Raw genomic sequence first — 18,073 nt, 5'->3', positions numbered from 1 at the left:
AAAAGTTCCTAAAAAAGATAATAAGTAAACCTCAAAGCCGGATAGTAGATATTTCCGATGTATTTTAACTGATGTACGTAGGTTTTATTTTTGTAATTCCAAGAAGACTGATATTCGGATTCTTTTGTCTGAATTTTCTGTATCGGTATATTCACTGAAAGTCCCAAATCATATTGATTTCTGTACCCAAAATCTAACCCAAAGCCAATATTTGAACTGATAGTATAACTTTTTTCACCAATATGCGTGTTGTAAAAACTTTCGTAATAAACGGTTTCAGTCAGGTTTTCGTTCGACTGACCATTTCCCTCGTTGTAAATCATTACATTATTATTGTAATCAGCACCCACACTTCCCTCGATGTAGATATACCTTTCTCTCAAGGGAAACAATCTTCTGTATCCCACAAAAACTGAAATACAGTCATATTTCTGTCCGAAAATCTCCTCATTCGTAAACGGAATTTCGGGCTCATTGAGATTATATTGATACTGGATTTTTTTTCTGGCGATGATGAGATCAGCAAAAAGTTTATTTTCTTCATCCAGATTTTTCACCAGTTTGGCTCCAAAATAAAATGATATTGGTTTGTTTGATCTGAAGTGGTTTTTGTCGACAGATAAATTGTTTCTGTAAAAATTCATCCCTGTCCCTGCAGTAATTCCCAAAGAATAGTCAGACTGAGAAAAACATTGAATAGAAAAGAAAAACAGCGTTGCAGCAGCAGTTTTAAAAGATAATTTCATGGTTTTGATAAGAAGTTTTCCATCTAACGTGAAAGTTCTGTTTAAATTTTAAAATAATTTCATTTAAATCTTCATCTTGTTGTAAATAACTTTATTTAGTTTTAAAAACTTAAAATTACCAGTACAAATTCAGTGTCACATTTCAAACATTTAATAAAAGATAAATTTGACGTATTTTTGCACTTATGCAAAGCCATCTGAAGTTGCAAATGAAAGGATTTTTCGGATAGAAACCTTTAAAATAAGGCATTTGCGAAAACTTTTTGCACCGTTCGGGAGAACTTTGAAAAATAAAATACCTACACATGAAATTATTCTATATCATCCTCGGAGCCACACCCAAAGGCCGGAATATCGAGCAGCACGATGTGTTTTTCGGGATTGCGGAAACTTTGAAAGATCTCGTTCCTGCTATGAAAGATTTCTGGCCCGAAGCGAAAGGCAAAATTCACATTGATGCCTATCAGGAAGTGAAATTTGCTGATGGATACGAAATTTCAGTGGAGCCTAAAAACAGCTTTGAGAATGAAGAAAAACTGTTTTTTGTGAATCTTGGCGGGTACAAGGCAGACCATTTTAAAGAATTTCACGAACAGCATTTGATGGTGGGAAAAACATTGGGTGAAGTGGTAAAAAAATCAAAGGCGACAGAATTTTATCAGACGATGGGTTTTAAAGGAGCCGGAAGTCATATTGATGAAAAATTCGGAGTAGATATTGACGATATTTTCAGTGTCACAGATATTCTTCCTAGCGAAATGAAACAAAAATATTCTTTGAAGATCACCAAATCTGAAGAAGAAAATCAGGAAAATTTTACATTTCTCGGTTATCTGATGCTGGATAAAGTGAAGTAAATTAAACCATTGATTTCTTTAAATTTAAAACTAATTCACATATTAGAATAAATCAAATATAAAAAATAAACTAATGAAAATAGGAATTTTAGGAGGCGGACAGCTCGGAAGGATGCTCATTCAGGAAGCGTTGAAATATGATGATGAATTTTATACCTTAGATCCGGCTGCAGATGCACCTTGTCACAATATTTCACATTTTACACAGGGAAGTTTTAATGATTACGATACCGTTTTAGAATTTGGGAAAGATAAAGATGTTGTAACAATTGAAATCGAGCATGTGAATGCAGATGCACTGGAAGAGCTTGAAAATCAAGGAGTAAAAGTCGTTCCGAATTCTGCGATTATCAAGACCATTCAGCAGAAAATTCTTCAGAAAAAGTTTTATGACGAGCACAATATTCCAAGTCCTGAATTTGAAATTATGGATGGAACGGAAGATGAAATTAAAATTGCTTTGCCTTTCGTACAAAAACTGAACACAGGCGGTTACGACGGAAAAGGAGTTCAGGTGATCCGCACCAATGAAGACATGAAAAATCTCTGGACTCAGGATTCTGTTCTTGAAAAACTGGTGGATATCGACAAAGAACTTTCGGTTATTGTTGCCAGAAACGAAAACGGAGAAACACAGACTTTCCCTGTAACAGAAATGGTTGCCGATCCGAAATTGAATCTTTTGGATTTTAATATCTGTCCGGTTTTTCTAAGTGAAGACATTGAAAATCAAATTGATTCAATCACAGAAAAATTCCTGAATGCTGTAAATTCCGCAGGATTGTTTGCGATAGAATTGTTTTTAGATAAAGAGGGAAAAGTCTGGGTCAACGAAACTGCTCCGAGACTGCACAATTCCGGTCATCAAAGTCAGGAAGGCAACGCCAATTCTCAGTTCGAACAAATGTATCGTGTGGTAAAAAACCTACCTTTAGCCGATACGGATGCGATTATTTACAGCGGAATGTTGAATTTGGTTGGCGCAGAAGGATTTTCAGGAAAAGTAATTTATGAAGGTATGGAAGAAGTTTTAAAACTGCCTGAAACTTACGTTCATTTATATGGAAAAACAGAAACCAAACCGGGCAGAAAGATGGGACACATCAATGTTTTGGCAGATTCACGCGAGGAACTGATGGAGAAGCTGATACAGGTAAAAGCGATGGTGAGAGTGATTGCTTAAGATCTTTAAAAATATATTGAGGAAGACTGCTTTTTGGGCAGTCTTTTTCAGTCTTTAAAGAAAAAACTCGCAATAAATAGACATCCTCCAATTAGCATTAAGAGTAATCCACTTACCAGTGCAATCGTATTTAAGCTAGGACCTGGCAAAATTGTCCAGGCCAGACCATTTAAAATAAATCCTAAAAGAAAACTTACAATTGATATACTAAATCCTTTTACTTTACTCATTTTATTTAAAGTTTAGGAAAATCAATCGTCCATTTTTTCTCGTCTGAATTCCATAATAAATAAGGACCTCCTAAACCGTCATCATAAATCAATTCGTAGTTTCCATTTTGGTCGTTATTATAAACTGGTTTTTCTAAATTACCTTTTTGTAAACCCAGTTTTTCTAAAGTTTGCAAATCGTTTTCTTCAGGAAGTTTACCATTTGTTTTCTGGTAATTTTCAATATTCTGAATTATTTTGTTTCCCGATTCAATATCAGATTTTCTTGTGATTTCTATGGGAAGATTCCAGTAAATTGTGATGGATAAAATAATCAGTATGATCGCCGAAAGCGATATCAAAAGTGTTTTTTTTAACATTAGTATTTGTTTAAAAGAATCCAAAGTTTCTTATAATCCTCGTCAGAACCAAAATTCATTGTACTTCCGTTGGCTCCCAAAATACGATATTGGTGACAACTGAAACAAATTTTTACCATTCCTATGACTTTTTTACTTTTTTTGAAAATCAAAATATCCCGGTAAACGGGAATACAAGCAGCAACAGAACCTAAAGCTTCTGGTTTTTCGACAAATATTTTGTTGAAATCTTTAAATTTTGAGGAATCAATTTCTTTCTTCTTGTAACCCATCCGACTCATGTCTTTTAAGAATTCCTGATCCTTAATGTCCTTTGGAATTTCCTCTATAACAACACCATATTTCAGCAAATCAAATTTAGAAAGATCTTTTCTGTCATACAGATTTAATCCGCTGTCCTCTTCAATGTCTATCTTATAAAATTCAATTTGATCATAATCAAAAAACAGTTTTCCATATTCGCCATCAACAGATTTTGGCATGACATTTTTCTGATGTGTATGGTTGATTTTTGTGTCTGTGCAATGAAAAAGTATTACACATAAGAGGAAAACAATTTTTTTCATATAATAAAAAGTATTGAAATTTAATCAAAATTTCTTTTTTTCGTATCATTAATTTTAAAGAACATCACTTTTACAAGGCATTATTTTTGAATTTAATAAAAATCAACTCACAAAATATTCACTATGAAAACCTATCAAAAAATATTATTGCCCGTGGCAGCTGGCGTTTTGGGACTTTTAATTCTAAATTCATGCTCCGTGGGAATTCCCGATAACGCTGTAGCTGTACAGAATTTTAATGCCGACAAATACCTCGGAAAATGGTATGAAATTGCAAGATTCGATTATAAATTTGAAAAGGATATGGACAATGTCACGGCGACCTATTCTTTAAATAAAAAAGGAAATATTAAAGTTCAGAACCGTGGTTACAATTATGTGAAAAAAGAATGGAAAGAGTCTGTGGGCGAAGCAAAATTCGTCAATTCACCCAATGAAGCCCGACTGAAAGTATCTTTTTTTAAACCCATTTGGGCAGGTTACAATGTGATCGATATTGATGAAAATTACCAGTATGCTTTGGTGGTGGGTCACAATTTAAAATACATCTGGATTTTATCAAGAACTACGGAAATCCATGAAAGCATCAGACTTCGTTTTATTGAGAAGGCTCAAAAGCTGGGTTATAATACAGATGATCTGATTTGGGTAAAACATAATCAGTAAATGTCTCAAGCAGATTTTGCTGATTGAGCGGATTTAATGTTTCCTTTGTTTTTAAACTATTGTAAAAATTCATTTAAATAAAACGTTTGGGGCAGCATCAATTTGCCACCCCAAACTTAATAAACAATATTAACACTCACTTGTTTATTTTAATTTTCATAAAGCCGATCTTCGGAAAATTAAATAGGATTTCATCATATCCTTCGTCAAATCGTCCATTCGGGACTTATAAATATCTTTAGATCAAATATAATAGAATTTCAAATCTCAAACCTCAAATTTCAAATTAAAAACTATATCCATTTTTCTTTGCAATCTCGGCAATTGATTTTTCAATTGCTTTTCCCAGATCATCAGCATCAGAACTGCCCCGTTTTTTAGTTTCAGCATCAATGAATTCCTGTCTTTTCTTTGCTAAAACTTCAATTTCCTTTTGAATTTTATCTCTGTTGGCTGATTTCTGACTTATAATTTTCTGAATTTCGTCTTTACTTTTTCCTTTCAGTTCATCTGGCAATTCTTCTTCTCTGATCGAAGAAATATAGCTTTTGTCTTTCTCTACTTTATCTACCAAATCCCAATGGTCGTTTTTGTAAGCATTCTTTTTTGATTTGCTCACAGCCCTTTCCACAGCATTTGACGCGGAAACCGATTCTGCATTCGAATCCTGTATATACTGTTTGCTTTTCATTTCGCTGCCTTTTCGACCGTAGGAAATATATGTGTCATTAAGCAAACCGTTGCATTCATAAATTCTTTTATCAAATGGCGTTTCAATATAGATTACTTTTTGGTCACTGTCTATATTAAAGTATTTACCGTCCCCTAAACTCGCTCCGTTTTGCCAAAAAGTTTGAATTCCCTCATCACGGCTTCCGCAGAAAATCGTGTTGGTGTAAATATTTTTTTTCTTTGCTCCCGAAACCGTCTCTTTATAACTGACTCTACCCTGATCAAAAGCTTCATTTCCAGCGATGTAAATCAGCTTCATGCTTTTTTCATTGCCGTCCCATTTCAGATTTGTCGCGGCGTCACGTATTACAGCTCCGCAATATTCACTACCGCCATTGGTTCGGAGGGCAAACAGTTTTTCTGAAACCAAATCCAGATCCTGAGTGAGCGGTGTGATCTGTCGGATGTAATTTTCGTCCTGCAAACCGTCATTCCCGTATTCATATAGGGCAATTTCCACTTGTGGTGCCTGTCCGTTGTACTTGAGAGTGGTCAAGGTATTCACGATATTCCACAATCTTGATTTTGCCTGATCAATAAGTCCGTCCATACTGTTTGACGTGTCCAAAAGCAGGGCAACCTGAATTTTGTTATCTTTTGAAACTGTAATTTGTGGCTCCGGAGAAATATTGCTTTCTACCACTTCTCTGTCGTTGGCTTTACTGCTGCAACGGATGTCTGACATTTTCCCTGCGCTTAAAAAAGCTACTGCACTGGTTGTTAATGCTAAAAATTTTAAAGTGTTCATATCGTATGTTTTTAAATATTGTTTCGGGTTACGAGGTTCGGGTTACGAGTTTCGGGTTACGGGTTACGGTAGCGTATCGGGACGCGGGTCGTAAACTTTTGGTTTGGATTTTTGAAATAGGTTTTTGAACAAAATTTTCCAATCCCGAATCCCGAATCCCGCAACTCGAATCACCTGCTGTAATACTGAATCTGCATTTCTTTAGGATATTTCAACTCATAAGAAAAATTGATTTTCTCTGAACCTCCGCTGTTGATTTTCCTGTTCCAGAGGATACTTCCTGTTTTACCGTCATATTCTCCGTCACCTATGTTTAAAGTTTTCACCGATATTTTATCAGTTTGACTGATCGGCAGCTGATCCAGAATCTCAAGTTCAATATTTTCTTTCGTGTTGTTTCTGATTGATATTTCGTAAGATTCTGTTTCCAGTTTATTTGAACTGAGTGATTTCTGAGCAGTTTTATCTTCGACTTTCATGCGTTTCACTACAATTCTTTCATCAACACCAAGTGAAATCGGGAATTCATCTTTTACATAATTGCTTGTGATATTGGTTTTTCCGATATAATTGTCTTCAAAATAAATATTGCATTCGCCTGAAATGAGATTTAAATTCTGCCAGTCTTTCACAAAAGCCATGAGGAAAACCTGATTGTTCAGCTTCGGAACGGTGTGATATTTATAAGTTGCCTCCACATCTTTTTTATCCAGAATCACATATTGTTCTTTCTCCTGACTGACGATGGTTTGGCTAAATTTCAATTCATACAGAACATTCATCTGGTTATCCGAAACCGTTGCCACCGGAATCTGACTAGTTGCAGCAACTTCAGCCCGCATCTGGTAAGAATTAACAGCTGACATTTCAGCTTTTTTCATGTAACCCATTTTTGCATCATCGGAATTGTGAGCAGTGTATTCTGCTACATAAAGTGGAGATAAAATCGGTCTGTTTTGGTTGTAAGAAGGTCGGTAGGTGGAAACAAAAAGTTTAACATTATTCCAGTCCTGTCCGGTTTTTTGATAAATTTTTCCTTTATAGACAATTTCAAGAGGTTTTTTGGTGGACAAAGCCCGCAAATCATAAGACGGAACCCAACCAGCATTGGAAACAATATAACTTACGCCCAAGTTCAGATTCATCTCATTTTCAGCAAGAATTTCAAGTAAAAGCTCTTTTTTGTTCTGATTTTTATGCGTCTGCTCTTCAGAAAACTGTTTATCGATTTTGGCGATACTTTCATCTAAAACAGATTTCTGTTCATTCAAAAGAAAAACCTGATTGTCGATTTCCAGCATTCTTTTTCTGTAAAATTCCGTAAGTTTAATCAGCTGTTCCTGCGGAGTCGATTTGTCGTTCGTAGAAACTTTCAGATTATCGTTGATGATATTTTGTTCGCCCGAGAGATTCTTAATCTGAATATTTAATAAATCAGCCTGTCTTTGAAGTTTTTTCTTTTCATCATTCAGTTTTTTTTCACCTTCAGACAATTCATCATTTTTCAGATAATTGCTTTGCGGAGTTATCGATAGAAGGGTTGTGTTTTTTTCAAGATTGATTTTATAGGTGTTTTCATCTAAATCATTTGGAAGATTGATGATTTTGACAACATTTCTTCCTTTTTGAAGACTGACGTTGGTGCTTCCGAAAACTTTCGCTCCCTGCAAAAAAACAGTTGCTTGTTTTACATCAATTTCCTTTTTAATTTCCTGAGATTTAAATAAAGAAAACGAGAGCATTAGTATTAAAATCGAGTGTCGCATTGTTTATTATTTTAAAGTTCTACAGTAAAATTACTCTGATTTTAAACCGGAAATTTGAAGACTTGGTAAACCAAGGTTTTCACTTGGTGGAAGTTTTTAAGACAAAAAAAAGACAGCCATTTCTGACTGTCTCCTACTAAACTAAAGAATTTCGTATCGTGTTTTGATGCTGAATTTAAGTTTGATATTTTCGATGTTGTCGAAAGTAAAATCTGCCGTTTGATCTGCTGCTTCCAGCTGTAAATTGGCTACTTTACTTCTGTACGCAACCGGCATCACAGAGTCGCTCATATAATCTTCAATTTCAGTGATTTCCAGAGGAGTTCCTGTCTTTTTCCCGATGCTTTCCAAAAGATAATCTGCTTTTTCTTTTGCGGCTTTCAATGCATTGATTTTTACCGTTTTTCTGAAATCTGCAATTTTTGTGTTTTTGATTTCTGCAATATTCAGATTGCTGACCCATTTTTGATTCAGCTCTTCGAAAAGCTTACTGACATTGGTTTTCAGATTCACCTTAAACTGATAGCTCTTGGTAAATTTAATTGTTTTGATGTAGGAATTCTGATACATCGATTTGAATTTGATATCTTCATTTTTTACACCGTTGCTTTTAAGGATTTCATACATCGTTTTTTCGTTGTCGGCAAGTTGGTTTTTGTTGTCACCCTTGATGCCAATGTTAAAGATAACTTCATCCGGTTCCACTTCCATTTCGGCAACTCCCGTTACCTCGATTGCATTTTTTTTAATTTCCTGCGCATTCACCAAACTTCCTGCTGCAAAAATTCCGACTAATAAAAGGTGTTTCAGTTTCATAACAAATTTTTATTTTAAATTTCTAAAGTAAAATTACTACGATTTAAAGCTGAAAATCCGTAGACTTGGTGAAACGGGGATTTGGCTTGGTGAGAGTGAATTTTTGTGAGAGTTTGTAAACAGAAAAACCTAACGGGTTTCGAAAACCCGTTAGGTTTGAGATCGTGAAATTGTTTCATTTAGCAATATTCAAATCCCTCATTTCGCCATTTGGAGTAATCAGAATATAAGATTTTTGATCTTTTACTTCCTGCTTTTTGTCCTTTGTAATGATCATTTTGACCTCATACATCACCTGAATCACGGGTTCTAAGATTGTTGGGTTTATCACAAAGTCAAATTCTTTATCCAAAATGGGCTGATAGTACATGGTTGTAGATTTATTTGTCTGATTTACATTAGCAGATCTTGTCAGCGTTAACGATGAGCTGTTGTAAGCTTCGTAAGATTTGTACATTTCGATAGGAAGTACAATTTTGTACCCATCGCTTAAACTTTTGGCAGTGTTGATAAAAGTTTCGCCCATCATTGATTCATAATTTTTGATCTTTTCCTGAAGAGCAAGTTTTGCCTTGTTCATCAACTCTTTTTTCACGTTTTCAAGATTACCTGCAAAATAATCGACTCTCACCAAATCGTAAATTTCATTTTTGGAAAGAATCGTTATCAACTGATTGAGTTGATTTGGATCTGAAAATTTTACATGAAGATTCTTTTTTAATTCAAATCCTTTGGGAACCTCATTGTATGTTTTTTTGCTGAATATCTTTTTCTCAACCTCAAAGTTATAAACCGGTACAAAAGAAATCATATCAATGTAAGTTTCATTTCCTTTTAAAAGTTTTATCTGCGAAACCGACGAATTAAGGCGCCTGTCTATCATCTCATTGACTTCCTCAGCAGTTTCGCCAACTTGGGTTAAACTGAAAATTGCCACATATTGATCTGCCTTCACATTCGCCATACCTTTTATATTAACGAATATTTCATTCGTCGAGGGACTGTTTACATTAATATTTGTGTCAGGATATCTGAACTGAGCCTGAGGGTTCGCTTGGTTTTGATAATTAATATTTCCTTTAACCTGTGCAAATTGCAGATTAGAAAATAACAGTCCGATGATGCATAAAGTGCTTTTCATAATGATTAAGTTTTAAAATTATACTGCAAACTTAACCGCCTTCCAAAAGCGTTTTGAAGCCAACTTGGTCAATTGAGGTTTTCGCTTGGTGAAGACATCATCAGAGAAAACTCACAAAATTGTTTTTAAATTTTAATTAAATTTATGAGATCACTAATGGATTTTACTTCTACATCTAATTATTTTTAAACCTTAAATCTGCTCAGTTAAGGCAATCCGCGGGAATTTTAAATCAATTTTCGATGAAAGAGGTGAATTCTGCAACTTGGTGAATAAAGATTTTCACTTGGTGAATCATTTTTTGAACATCAATTATATGTATATCTTTGTTTTATGAAATTCAAATATTTCTTTTTTGCTATTGTCTTCACATTTTTTGGGAATAAAATTTATTCTCAGAACAAAGCTGCAGAGGAAATTTCCAGCGAAAGTAAAGTTTTGAGGAAAGCGGTTGACAAAAGAGACGAATCCGCAGAAGCTGAATCGTATTTTAAAATTGGTGAGTCGTATTTTAATGCTTCCAATTTTTCTAAAAGTGAAGAGTATTTTATTAAATCAAAAAATATCTACGAAAAACTTAATGACAAGCAGAATCTGGAAAAAGTAACCAGAAAACTGGCACAGTCGCAGGAAAATCAGAACAAATTAAAAGCCGCGGCAGTAAATTATGAAGCAGCATCGAATGTGGGCTATTCTAAAGCTAAAAAAATGCAGAATTCTAATGATGCATCACGGTTAAGCTCCAATTCTGTGGTGATGAGAATGGATGCTATACAAAACAACATTCAGATCAGCGAAAAAGAAAATAATAAGGAAGACCTCGCCGCAGGATATTCTCAAATGGCAGAAGCCAATCTCGAAGTGAAAAACATTCCGAAAGCAGAAGCAAATCTCAATACGGCCTACAATATTTCAAAAGAAGAATCTCCTCAACAGGCACTGGCAATCAATCAGAAACTTACTGATTTATACGTGGTGAACAAAGATTTCGACAAAGCAATTGCCGTTAAAAAGAAGGTTTTGAAGGAGGATTTCGTTAAAGAAAATTCAAAAAAGGAAGTCGAACAGATTCAGGAGTTGGCTGACATTTATATCAAAAAAGATGATCCCAAAGAAGCCATTAACCTTTTAAAAAAATCTTACGGAATTGCTTTGGAAAAAGGTCATACGCTGGAGGCTCAGAAAAGTGTAAAAAGACTTGACAGCTTGTATGCTATTTCTCAAAATATTGACGAATCGGTTTCGCTGTATCGTGATTTTCTCGGGAAACTTCCTGATTTGGTTTCAAAAGATAAAAGTTTGGTCGACGAAAAAATTCTGGAAGATACCGAGCAGCGAATTTCACAACTGGAGCAGGAAAAAAAACTGAAAGATGAATTGATCAGAAAGAAAAATCTTTTTAACTACAGCCTGATTGGAGCTTTAATTATTTTAATTGGTTTAATTATTTTTATTTTCAGGACACTGAAAAAAGTTCAGGTTAAAAATAAAAAAATTGCATTACAGTCGCTGCGTCGTGAGATGAACCCGCATTTTATTTTTAACAGTTTGAACTCTGTCAATCACTTTATTGCAACGAATAACGAACTGGAAGCGAATCAATATTTAACTAAATTTTCAAAACTGATGCGTGGCGTGATGGAAAATTCTACAGAGGATTTTATTCCATTCCAGCAGGAATTGGATTTGTTACAGAATTATTTAGCTTTAGAAAAAACACGCTTTGCAGATAAGTTTGATTATGAAATTGAAGTTGACGAGAATTTGAATACCCAAAGCTTAAAAGTTCCCGGAATGTTGGTACAACCCTTCCTTGAAAATGCCGTCTGGCACGGATTGAGGTACAGAACCACAAAAGGATTTTTAAAATTAAAATTTGAAAAATCCGCCGAAAATCTGAAAATTACCATCGAAGACAATGGCATCGGTATCGAAGAAAGCAAGAAGCAAAAAACCGAACATCAGAAAACAAGAAAAGGTCGCGGCATGAAGAATACTCTGGAAAGAATTGCTTTATTGAATGATTTATATAAGCAAAATATTGAGTGCAAAATCACGGATAAACCCGATTCTCAAGGTGTTTTTGTTAAAATAATCTTCAGACTATCTAATTGATTTCAAACTTTAAACATTAAACTTTAAACCTTAAACATGCCCGTATGAAAATAAAATCCGTAATAGTAGACGACGAAAAAATAGCAAGAGAAGTTCTTAGAAATTATCTCACAAAATATTGTCCGCAAGTCGAGATTTTGGGAGAGGCGGAAAATATTAAAGAAGCCGTTCCGTTAATTTCTGAAACGCGGCCACAACTGGTTTTTCTTGATGTTGAAATGCCGTTCGGGAATGCTTTTGACGTGTTGGAAGCAACTAAAGAATTTTCCTACGAAACAATTTTCATTACAGCGTTTTCACAATATTCTTTGCAGGCTCTAAACAAATCTGCAAGTTATTATATTTTAAAACCGATAGACATTCAGGAATTGATCGTTGCGGTAAATAAAGTCGCTGAAAGTATTCAAAATAAAGAAGAACTCAACCGAAATAAAATTCTTCTTGAAAATTTAAAATTAAAACCGGAAAAACAGCAACTTATTCTCCCGACTTTGCAGGGTTTTGATGTCGTAAAAACAGAAGATATCGTCAGACTTCAGGCCGATGGAAATTTCACGCAGGTTTATCTTACAGACGGTTCCAGGAAAATGGTTTGCCGGTTTCTGAAACATTTCGATGATCTGCTGGAAAACCCCTTTGTAAGAGTTCACCGTTCGCATATTATCAATACCGGATTCGTAAAATCTTATCACAAAAGCGGTACCGCAACACTGACTGATCAAACTGAAATTGAGGTATCGGGGAGTTTTAAAGAGCAGTTTTTGAAAGTTTTTTCTTAGAATTTGAACCAAAGATTTTAAACCATTAAGGTTATTAATTGGTTAAGATTTTTTAAGAAAATCAGATAGATTTATTAAGTATTTGCTTAAAGTAGAGCTCAACTTAATCATCCTTAACGTGCTAATAAATCTTACGGTTCAAATACCTCTCAAACCTCACAGGTTTCGAAAGCCTGTGAGGTTTTTTCGAGAAATTTCAATTAAGATTCTTATACTCCTTCCATTCCTGAAAGCGATGGTCAATCACCTGTTTCATCATATCATAGTTTTCGTAAGTATCTTCAATGTGATAAAAAGTTTCATATTCAAAATCACTTTCTTCGGCGATGCTGTCGAAAATATTGATGTAATCTGTGGCAAATGAACTGTATTGAGCGGCAAAATCAGTTTCGTCAACGTAATAGTCTTTTGCAAAAGCGTTTCCGAAATCATTCAGATCATCTTCAGAAAATTTCCCATCCAAAACACTGATCACAAATTCAGCGCCTGTGATTTCACGTCTTTTTAAGCTTTCAATTTCATTCTCATGATCTTCCTGTAATTCCTGAGAATGAAGATTATGATTAATGCACCAGTTCAGAAACATTCCCGTGTGGGTCGCGCTGTTTTTTTGTGGAAGCTCTTCAGGAAAATCTCCGCCGTAATGCCAAGAAGCATCATCGTATTTTGTCATAGTGTAATTATAGTTATCAACAGTAGAAATCAAAGATATAAAAAATCATTTTCTTTTGCCCGCTACAGAGATTTTCACGTCATTTGTAACGAATTTTTTTTCAAAATCAAAAGCATGCAAAACGCAGTTCTTATTACCATCGGAGACGAAATTTTATCCGGAAATACCGTGGATACCAATTCAAATTTTATTGCTACCGAACTTAAAAACATCGGTATCAAAGTGGTACAGATTTTTACCATTTCTGATGAAATTGAAATCATTAAAAACACTTTGAAATCTGCATTCGGGATTGGCGATTTAGTCATAACAACCGGAGGTCTAGGACCAACAAGAGACGATAAAACCAAGAAAGCCATCGCTGATTTTTTTGATGATGAAATTGCTTTGGATGAGAAAACTTTTGAACATCTTAAAGCTTACATGGAAAAGCGCGGCAGAATAGAAATACTGGAAAGAAACCGCGAACAGGCTTTTGTTCCTACAAAATCTACGGTCTTCCAGAACCATTTCGGAACAGCTCCGTGTATGATGATGGAAGAAAATGGAAAAATTGTTTTTAGTCTGCCTGGCGTTCCTTATGAAGTGAAACCTTTAATAAAAGATCAGATCATTCCTTATTTAAAGGAAAAATTCAGCCTTAATTATCTTACGACAAGAATCGTTTCCGTTGTGGGAATTCCCGAAAGTATTTTAGCAGATATGATAGAGGATTGGGAGCTCGCTTTGCCTGCACATATTTCGCTTTCCTATCTTCCTGTCGGAACCCGTGTAAAATTGAGAATTACTGCGAGTGGCGATAACGAAAATCTACTAAAGCACGAATTGGAAGAGGTAATTCAAAAACTTTTACCTCTCATTAAACCGAATGTGATTGCCACTTCAGAAGATAAAATTGAAAAAATTCTTGCTGAAATTTTAAACGAAAAAAAACTGACATTATCTACTGCAGAAAGCTGTACGGGAGGCGAACTGGCAAAACTAATCACTTCAAATCCAGGCAGTTCAAAGTACTTTTCAGGTGGAATAATTCCTTACGATACTCAGAAAAAGATCGATATTTTAAATATAAAAAAAGAAACTGTCGATCAATACACCGTTGTGAGTGAGGAAGTTGCTGCGGAAATGGCGGCGGGTTGCCAAAATTTATTTAAAACAGATATCGCACTTTCCACGACTGGCGTTGCTGGTCCGGGAAAAGGTGAAGACGGAAAAGATATTGGTTTGGTTTATTATTCTATAAAAATCGGCGATAAAACTCACAATTCAAAACTGTTTATGCCTCATCTCGAAAGGCTTGATTTTATGCATTTCACAGCGCAGAAAGTGATCCAGGATTTGGTTTCAATTTTAATTTCTGAATAAAAAATTGAATTTTAAAGTAACAATTCTTAATCATAATCTACTTATTGTACAAATTATAAAAAAATGAAAAAACTGACATTATCTTTAGTTCTATTGGCAGGAACTTTTGCTGTAAATGCACAGAAGTCTGCCAAACCGGTTACAGAAGCAGGTTTGGAACTGAATTATATGGATAAAAACGTTCGTCCGCAGGATGACTTTTACAATTTTGTAAACGGAAGCTGGATGAAAACGGCGAAAATCCCTTCTGATAAACCAACGTGGGGAAGCTTCAACAAACTGGCTGACGATACCGACAACAATTCGATGACGATTTTGAATTCTCTTTTGAAGGATAAATTTGCAGAAGGAAGTGAAGGCAAAAAAATTCAGGATTTGTATGCGACATACATGAACATGGAGAAGAGAAATGCTGACGGGATAAAGCCTATTCAAGCCAATATTTCTAAAATCGACGCCATCAAAAATCTTACTGATCTTCAGAATTATTTAACTTCTGTAACGAAGGAGGGCGAAAATAATTTCTACGGATGGGGCGTTTATTCTGACCTTAAAAACTCAAATATGAACGCTGTTTACCTTGGTGACGCTTCATTGGGAATGGGAAGAGATTACTACCAGAAAGTAGATGCAAAAAATACGGAAGCATTGGCAGAATACGAAAAGTATGTTGCTTCCATGCTGAAAGAATTGGGTTATACCAACGCTGACGCAGCTGCTAAAGGAATTGTGGAGTATGAAAAGAGCATTGCCAAAAACTTACTGACCAACGAGCAAAGCCGTGACAACAATCTTCAGTACAATCCTAAAACGATGGCTGAACTGAAAACTTTGGTAAAAAATGTAGATCTTCCTGCTTATCTTAAAAAAGTTGGTGTAAATACAGACAGAGTAATCATCAGTGAATTAGGTTATTATAAAAACTTTGATCAGCTGGTAAATGCGAAGACGCTTCCTGTGATCAAAGATTATCTTAAATTCCACATGATCAGCGGAAATGCATCTTATTTAAGTGAAAAATTAGGCAATGCAAAATTTGCTTTTTATGGTAAATATTTAAGAGGTCAGCAGGAGCAAAGAGCTTTAAACAAAAGAGGATTTGAATTAATCAATGGTTCTTTGGGTGAAGCTTTCGGTAAACTTTATGTTGAAAAATATTTTCCTGCTGAAGCAAAAGCTCAGATGGTTGAACTGATCGATTATTTAAAGAAAAGTTTCGTAGTTCACATTAACGGACTAAGCTGGATGTCTTCTACAACGAAGGTTAAAGCTTTGGAAAAATTAAATAAATTCACTGTAAAAGTGGCTTATCCAGATAAATGGAAAGATTATTCTAAATTGAAAATCACTCCGGAATCAAAAGGTGGAAATCTTTATGCCAACCTTCAGAACATTGGAGAATGGCAATACGGGAAAAGCCTGGAGAAAATAGGAAAACCGGTTGACAAAACCGAATGGGGAATGACGCCACAAACGGTAAATGCTTACTACAATCCGGTAAACAATGAGATCGTTTTCCCGGCTGCGATTCTACAACCACCTTTCTTCAATCCTAAAGCAGATGCTGCCGTGAATTTTGGTGGAATTGGTGCTGTAATCGGTCACGAAATCTCTCACGGATTCGACGATTCAGGTGCTCAGTTTGACGCTGACGGAAACTTAGTAGACTGGTGGACGCCGGAAGATAAAGCCAATTTTGAAAAAGCAACAAAAGCTTTGGCTGCTCAATATGATAAATACGAGCCTGTAAAAGGAACTTTCGTGAATGGAACGTTTACAAACGGTGAAAATATTGCAGATTTAGGTGGTGTAAATATCGCTTACGATGCATTGCAAATGTATCTGAAAGATAAAGGAAATCCGGGAACCATCAGCGGCTACACTCAGGATCAGAGATTTTTCCTGAGCTGGGCAACCGTTTGGAGAACTTTATCCAGCGAAAAATACATGATCAATCAGGTAAAAACAGACCCGCACTCTCCGGGATATTTCAGAAGTTTTGCACCTTTAATGAATGTGGATGCTTTCTACAAGGCGTTTGACGTAAAAAAAGGAGACAAATTATATAAGGCTCCTGAAGAAAGAATTAAGATTTGGTAATATACCTAAGGTCGCTCAGAAATGGGCGGCTTTTTTTATTTTAAATGTAATGCGTTTTCTTTTGGTACTTTTTTAATTATATCTAAATTAGTGCTTTCGTTTGATGAACTATGTGGGAACTATATTTTGTACTGAGTATTTTAATCGTTTTATTTTCCGTTCTTCCAAAAATTCCCAGCACCTACTGGGTTTTTCGCGTTCCGGATTTTGGCAAGATTCAGGTTTTTGTAATCGCAGTACTCACGTTTGGATTTGGATTTTTCCTTGAAAAAGATTTAACATGGAAAATATTTCAGGGAATTCTGTTGCTTCTCATCATCTATCACGGAATTGTGCTGATTAAATACACGCCGCTCTACCTTATCAAAGACCATAAACCTTCAGATAAAGCTTCAAAGCCACTGCAGTTTATTTCGGCAAATGTGTATCAGTTTAATACAGATTTTAAACAGTTTATCAATCTTATTAACCACTGTAAACCGGATGTTTTTCTTACCATGGAAAGCAATGGCGACTGGGAAAATGCGTTTAAAGTTCTTGAAAAGGACTATCCGTTTCAGCACAAAGTAACATTGGAAAACACGTATGGAATGCACTTTTATTCCAAACTTGAAATTTCCGAATCCAAAACACATTTTTTTGTTGCAGACGATATTCCGAGCATTGAGGCACATTTGAAAACAACTGACGGTTTTGAATTCGTATTTTTCGGAGTTCATCCGCCGCCCCCGAGTCCTACAGAAGAAAAAACATCTAAAGAAAGAGATGGCGACCTTCTCAGCACGGCAAAAAGAGTGAAGGAAATTCACAAACCCGTCATCGTGGTTGGAGATTTTAATAATGTGGCTTGGTCTAAATCTTCCGTTCTCTTCAGGAAAACAAGTGAACTGCTGGATCCTAGAATCGGGCACGCCTTTGTTTCCACATTTCATGCAAAATACAGATTTTTCAGATTTCCGATTGACCTGATGTTTCACAGTGAAGAAATTTTTATTGATACTTTAAAAACTCTGGATAATTTTGGTTCAGACCACCTTCCTGTCTACTGTAAATTTAAAATTGATCATGTGAATGATGATCAGGAAGAAAGAATTGATTCTGCAGATGCCGAAGAAAAAGCTGAAGCCGAAGAAATGATTGAAGAAGGAAAAAAAGAAGATGGTGAAAGAGATGCCATTGTTACCGAATAAAAACAGAAAAACCTGATCGATTTAATCAGGTTTTTATTTTT

Annotated in this window: 17 protein-coding genes; 8 read left to right on the top strand and 9 right to left on the bottom strand. The window is 35.3% G+C overall.

All coding sequences use genetic code 11. From position 1 onward, the window contains the following. Window positions 1–8: 8 nt before the first annotated feature. On the bottom strand, window positions 9–746 hold the full coding sequence (locus NG809_RS16700; protein ID WP_262152407.1) for a hypothetical protein: 738 nt from the start codon (window positions 744–746) through the stop codon (window positions 9–11). Window positions 747–1,051: 305 nt separating this feature from the next. Between NG809_RS16700 and NG809_RS16695 the strand changes: the two genes are divergently transcribed. Together NG809_RS16695 and NG809_RS16690 are read left to right on the top strand one after the other, a co-directional pair. Next, window positions 1,052–1,603, top strand: a complete 552-nt coding sequence (locus tag NG809_RS16695) for a DUF1543 domain-containing protein (RefSeq protein ID WP_262152406.1) — start codon at window positions 1,052–1,054, stop codon at window positions 1,601–1,603. Between the two features lie 73 nt (window positions 1,604–1,676). Further along, on the top strand, window positions 1,677–2,786 hold the full coding sequence (locus NG809_RS16690; protein ID WP_262152405.1) for a 5-(carboxyamino)imidazole ribonucleotide synthase: 1,110 nt from the start codon (window positions 1,677–1,679) through the stop codon (window positions 2,784–2,786). A gap of 47 nt (window positions 2,787–2,833) precedes the next feature. On the opposite strand, the gene NG809_RS16685 is transcribed toward NG809_RS16690, so the two are convergent. Genes NG809_RS16685 through NG809_RS16675 form a run of 3 tightly spaced genes read right to left on the bottom strand, consistent with a single transcriptional unit; the run spans window position 2,834 to window position 3,857 of the window. Beyond that, complete coding sequence (locus NG809_RS16685) at window positions 2,834–3,016, bottom strand: DUF1616 domain-containing protein (RefSeq protein WP_262152404.1); 183 nt, start codon at window positions 3,014–3,016, stop codon at window positions 2,834–2,836. Window positions 3,017–3,021: 5 nt separating this feature from the next. Continuing rightward, on the bottom strand, window positions 3,022–3,375 hold the full coding sequence (locus NG809_RS16680) for a hypothetical protein (protein ID WP_262152403.1): 354 nt from the start codon (window positions 3,373–3,375) through the stop codon (window positions 3,022–3,024). Beyond that, window positions 3,375–3,857 carry a hypothetical protein gene (locus NG809_RS16675; protein WP_262152402.1) on the bottom strand — a complete coding sequence of 161 codons (483 nt, stop codon included), beginning with the start codon at window positions 3,855–3,857 and terminating at the stop codon, window positions 3,375–3,377. Before NG809_RS16675 ends, NG809_RS16680 begins: the two co-directional genes overlap by 1 nt. A gap of 207 nt (window positions 3,858–4,064) precedes the next feature. Between NG809_RS16675 and NG809_RS16670 the strand changes: the two genes are divergently transcribed. Further along, window positions 4,065–4,607 (top strand): lipocalin family protein, encoded by a 543-nt coding sequence (locus NG809_RS16670; RefSeq protein WP_262152401.1) that lies wholly within the window; start codon window positions 4,065–4,067, stop codon window positions 4,605–4,607. Window positions 4,608–4,893: 286 nt separating this feature from the next. On the opposite strand, the gene NG809_RS16665 is transcribed toward NG809_RS16670, so the two are convergent. The 4 genes from NG809_RS16665 to NG809_RS16650 form a co-directional block, all read right to left on the bottom strand. Further along, window positions 4,894–6,087: a vWA domain-containing protein gene (locus NG809_RS16665; RefSeq protein WP_262152400.1), complete on the bottom strand. Its 1,194-nt coding sequence runs from the start codon at window positions 6,085–6,087 to the stop codon at window positions 4,894–4,896. A gap of 170 nt (window positions 6,088–6,257) precedes the next feature. Then, window positions 6,258–7,853, bottom strand: a complete 1,596-nt coding sequence (locus NG809_RS16660; RefSeq protein WP_262152399.1) for a DUF4139 domain-containing protein — start codon at window positions 7,851–7,853, stop codon at window positions 6,258–6,260. A gap of 141 nt (window positions 7,854–7,994) precedes the next feature. Next, window positions 7,995–8,669, bottom strand: a complete 675-nt coding sequence (locus NG809_RS16655; protein ID WP_262152398.1) for an SIMPL domain-containing protein — start codon at window positions 8,667–8,669, stop codon at window positions 7,995–7,997. Between the two features lie 175 nt (window positions 8,670–8,844). Beyond that, window positions 8,845–9,810, bottom strand: a complete 966-nt coding sequence (locus NG809_RS16650; RefSeq protein ID WP_262152397.1) for an SIMPL domain-containing protein — start codon at window positions 9,808–9,810, stop codon at window positions 8,845–8,847. Window positions 9,811–10,143: 333 nt separating this feature from the next. Between NG809_RS16650 and NG809_RS16645 the strand changes: the two genes are divergently transcribed. Together NG809_RS16645 and NG809_RS16640 are read left to right on the top strand one after the other, a co-directional pair. Further along, a complete protein-coding gene (locus NG809_RS16645; RefSeq protein ID WP_262152396.1) occupies window positions 10,144–11,925 on the top strand; it encodes a tetratricopeptide repeat-containing sensor histidine kinase in 1,782 nt (593 codons plus the stop codon). 44 nt (window positions 11,926–11,969) lie between these two features. Continuing rightward, window positions 11,970–12,704: a LytR/AlgR family response regulator transcription factor gene (locus NG809_RS16640; protein ID WP_262152395.1), complete on the top strand. Its 735-nt coding sequence runs from the start codon at window positions 11,970–11,972 to the stop codon at window positions 12,702–12,704. A 196-nt stretch (window positions 12,705–12,900) separates the two neighbouring features. On the opposite strand, the gene NG809_RS16635 is transcribed toward NG809_RS16640, so the two are convergent. Continuing rightward, entirely contained in the window at window positions 12,901–13,377 is a 477-nt protein-coding gene (locus tag NG809_RS16635) for a DUF7832 domain-containing protein (RefSeq protein ID WP_262152394.1), read from the bottom strand. A 114-nt stretch (window positions 13,378–13,491) separates the two neighbouring features. On the opposite strand from NG809_RS16635, the gene NG809_RS16630 reads away from it, so the two are divergent. The 3 genes from NG809_RS16630 (at window position 13,492) to NG809_RS16620 (ending at window position 18,032) form a co-directional block, all read left to right on the top strand. Further along, window positions 13,492–14,742: a CinA family nicotinamide mononucleotide deamidase-related protein gene (locus NG809_RS16630; RefSeq protein ID WP_262152393.1), complete on the top strand. Its 1,251-nt coding sequence runs from the start codon at window positions 13,492–13,494 to the stop codon at window positions 14,740–14,742. A gap of 63 nt (window positions 14,743–14,805) precedes the next feature. After that, complete coding sequence (locus NG809_RS16625; protein WP_262152392.1) at window positions 14,806–16,842, top strand: M13 family metallopeptidase; 2,037 nt, start codon at window positions 14,806–14,808, stop codon at window positions 16,840–16,842. 110 nt (window positions 16,843–16,952) lie between these two features. Next, window positions 16,953–18,032 (top strand): endonuclease/exonuclease/phosphatase family protein, encoded by a 1,080-nt coding sequence (locus tag NG809_RS16620; protein ID WP_262152391.1) that lies wholly within the window; start codon window positions 16,953–16,955, stop codon window positions 18,030–18,032. Window positions 18,033–18,073 lie beyond the last annotated feature (41 nt).

Source organism: Chryseobacterium foetidum (genome assembly GCF_025457425.1).
Classification (GTDB): Bacteria; Bacteroidota; Bacteroidia; order Flavobacteriales; family Weeksellaceae; genus Chryseobacterium; species Chryseobacterium foetidum.
The sequence above is the reverse complement of the archived record's forward strand: the minus strand, read 5'-3'. Positions and strand labels throughout refer to the sequence as shown.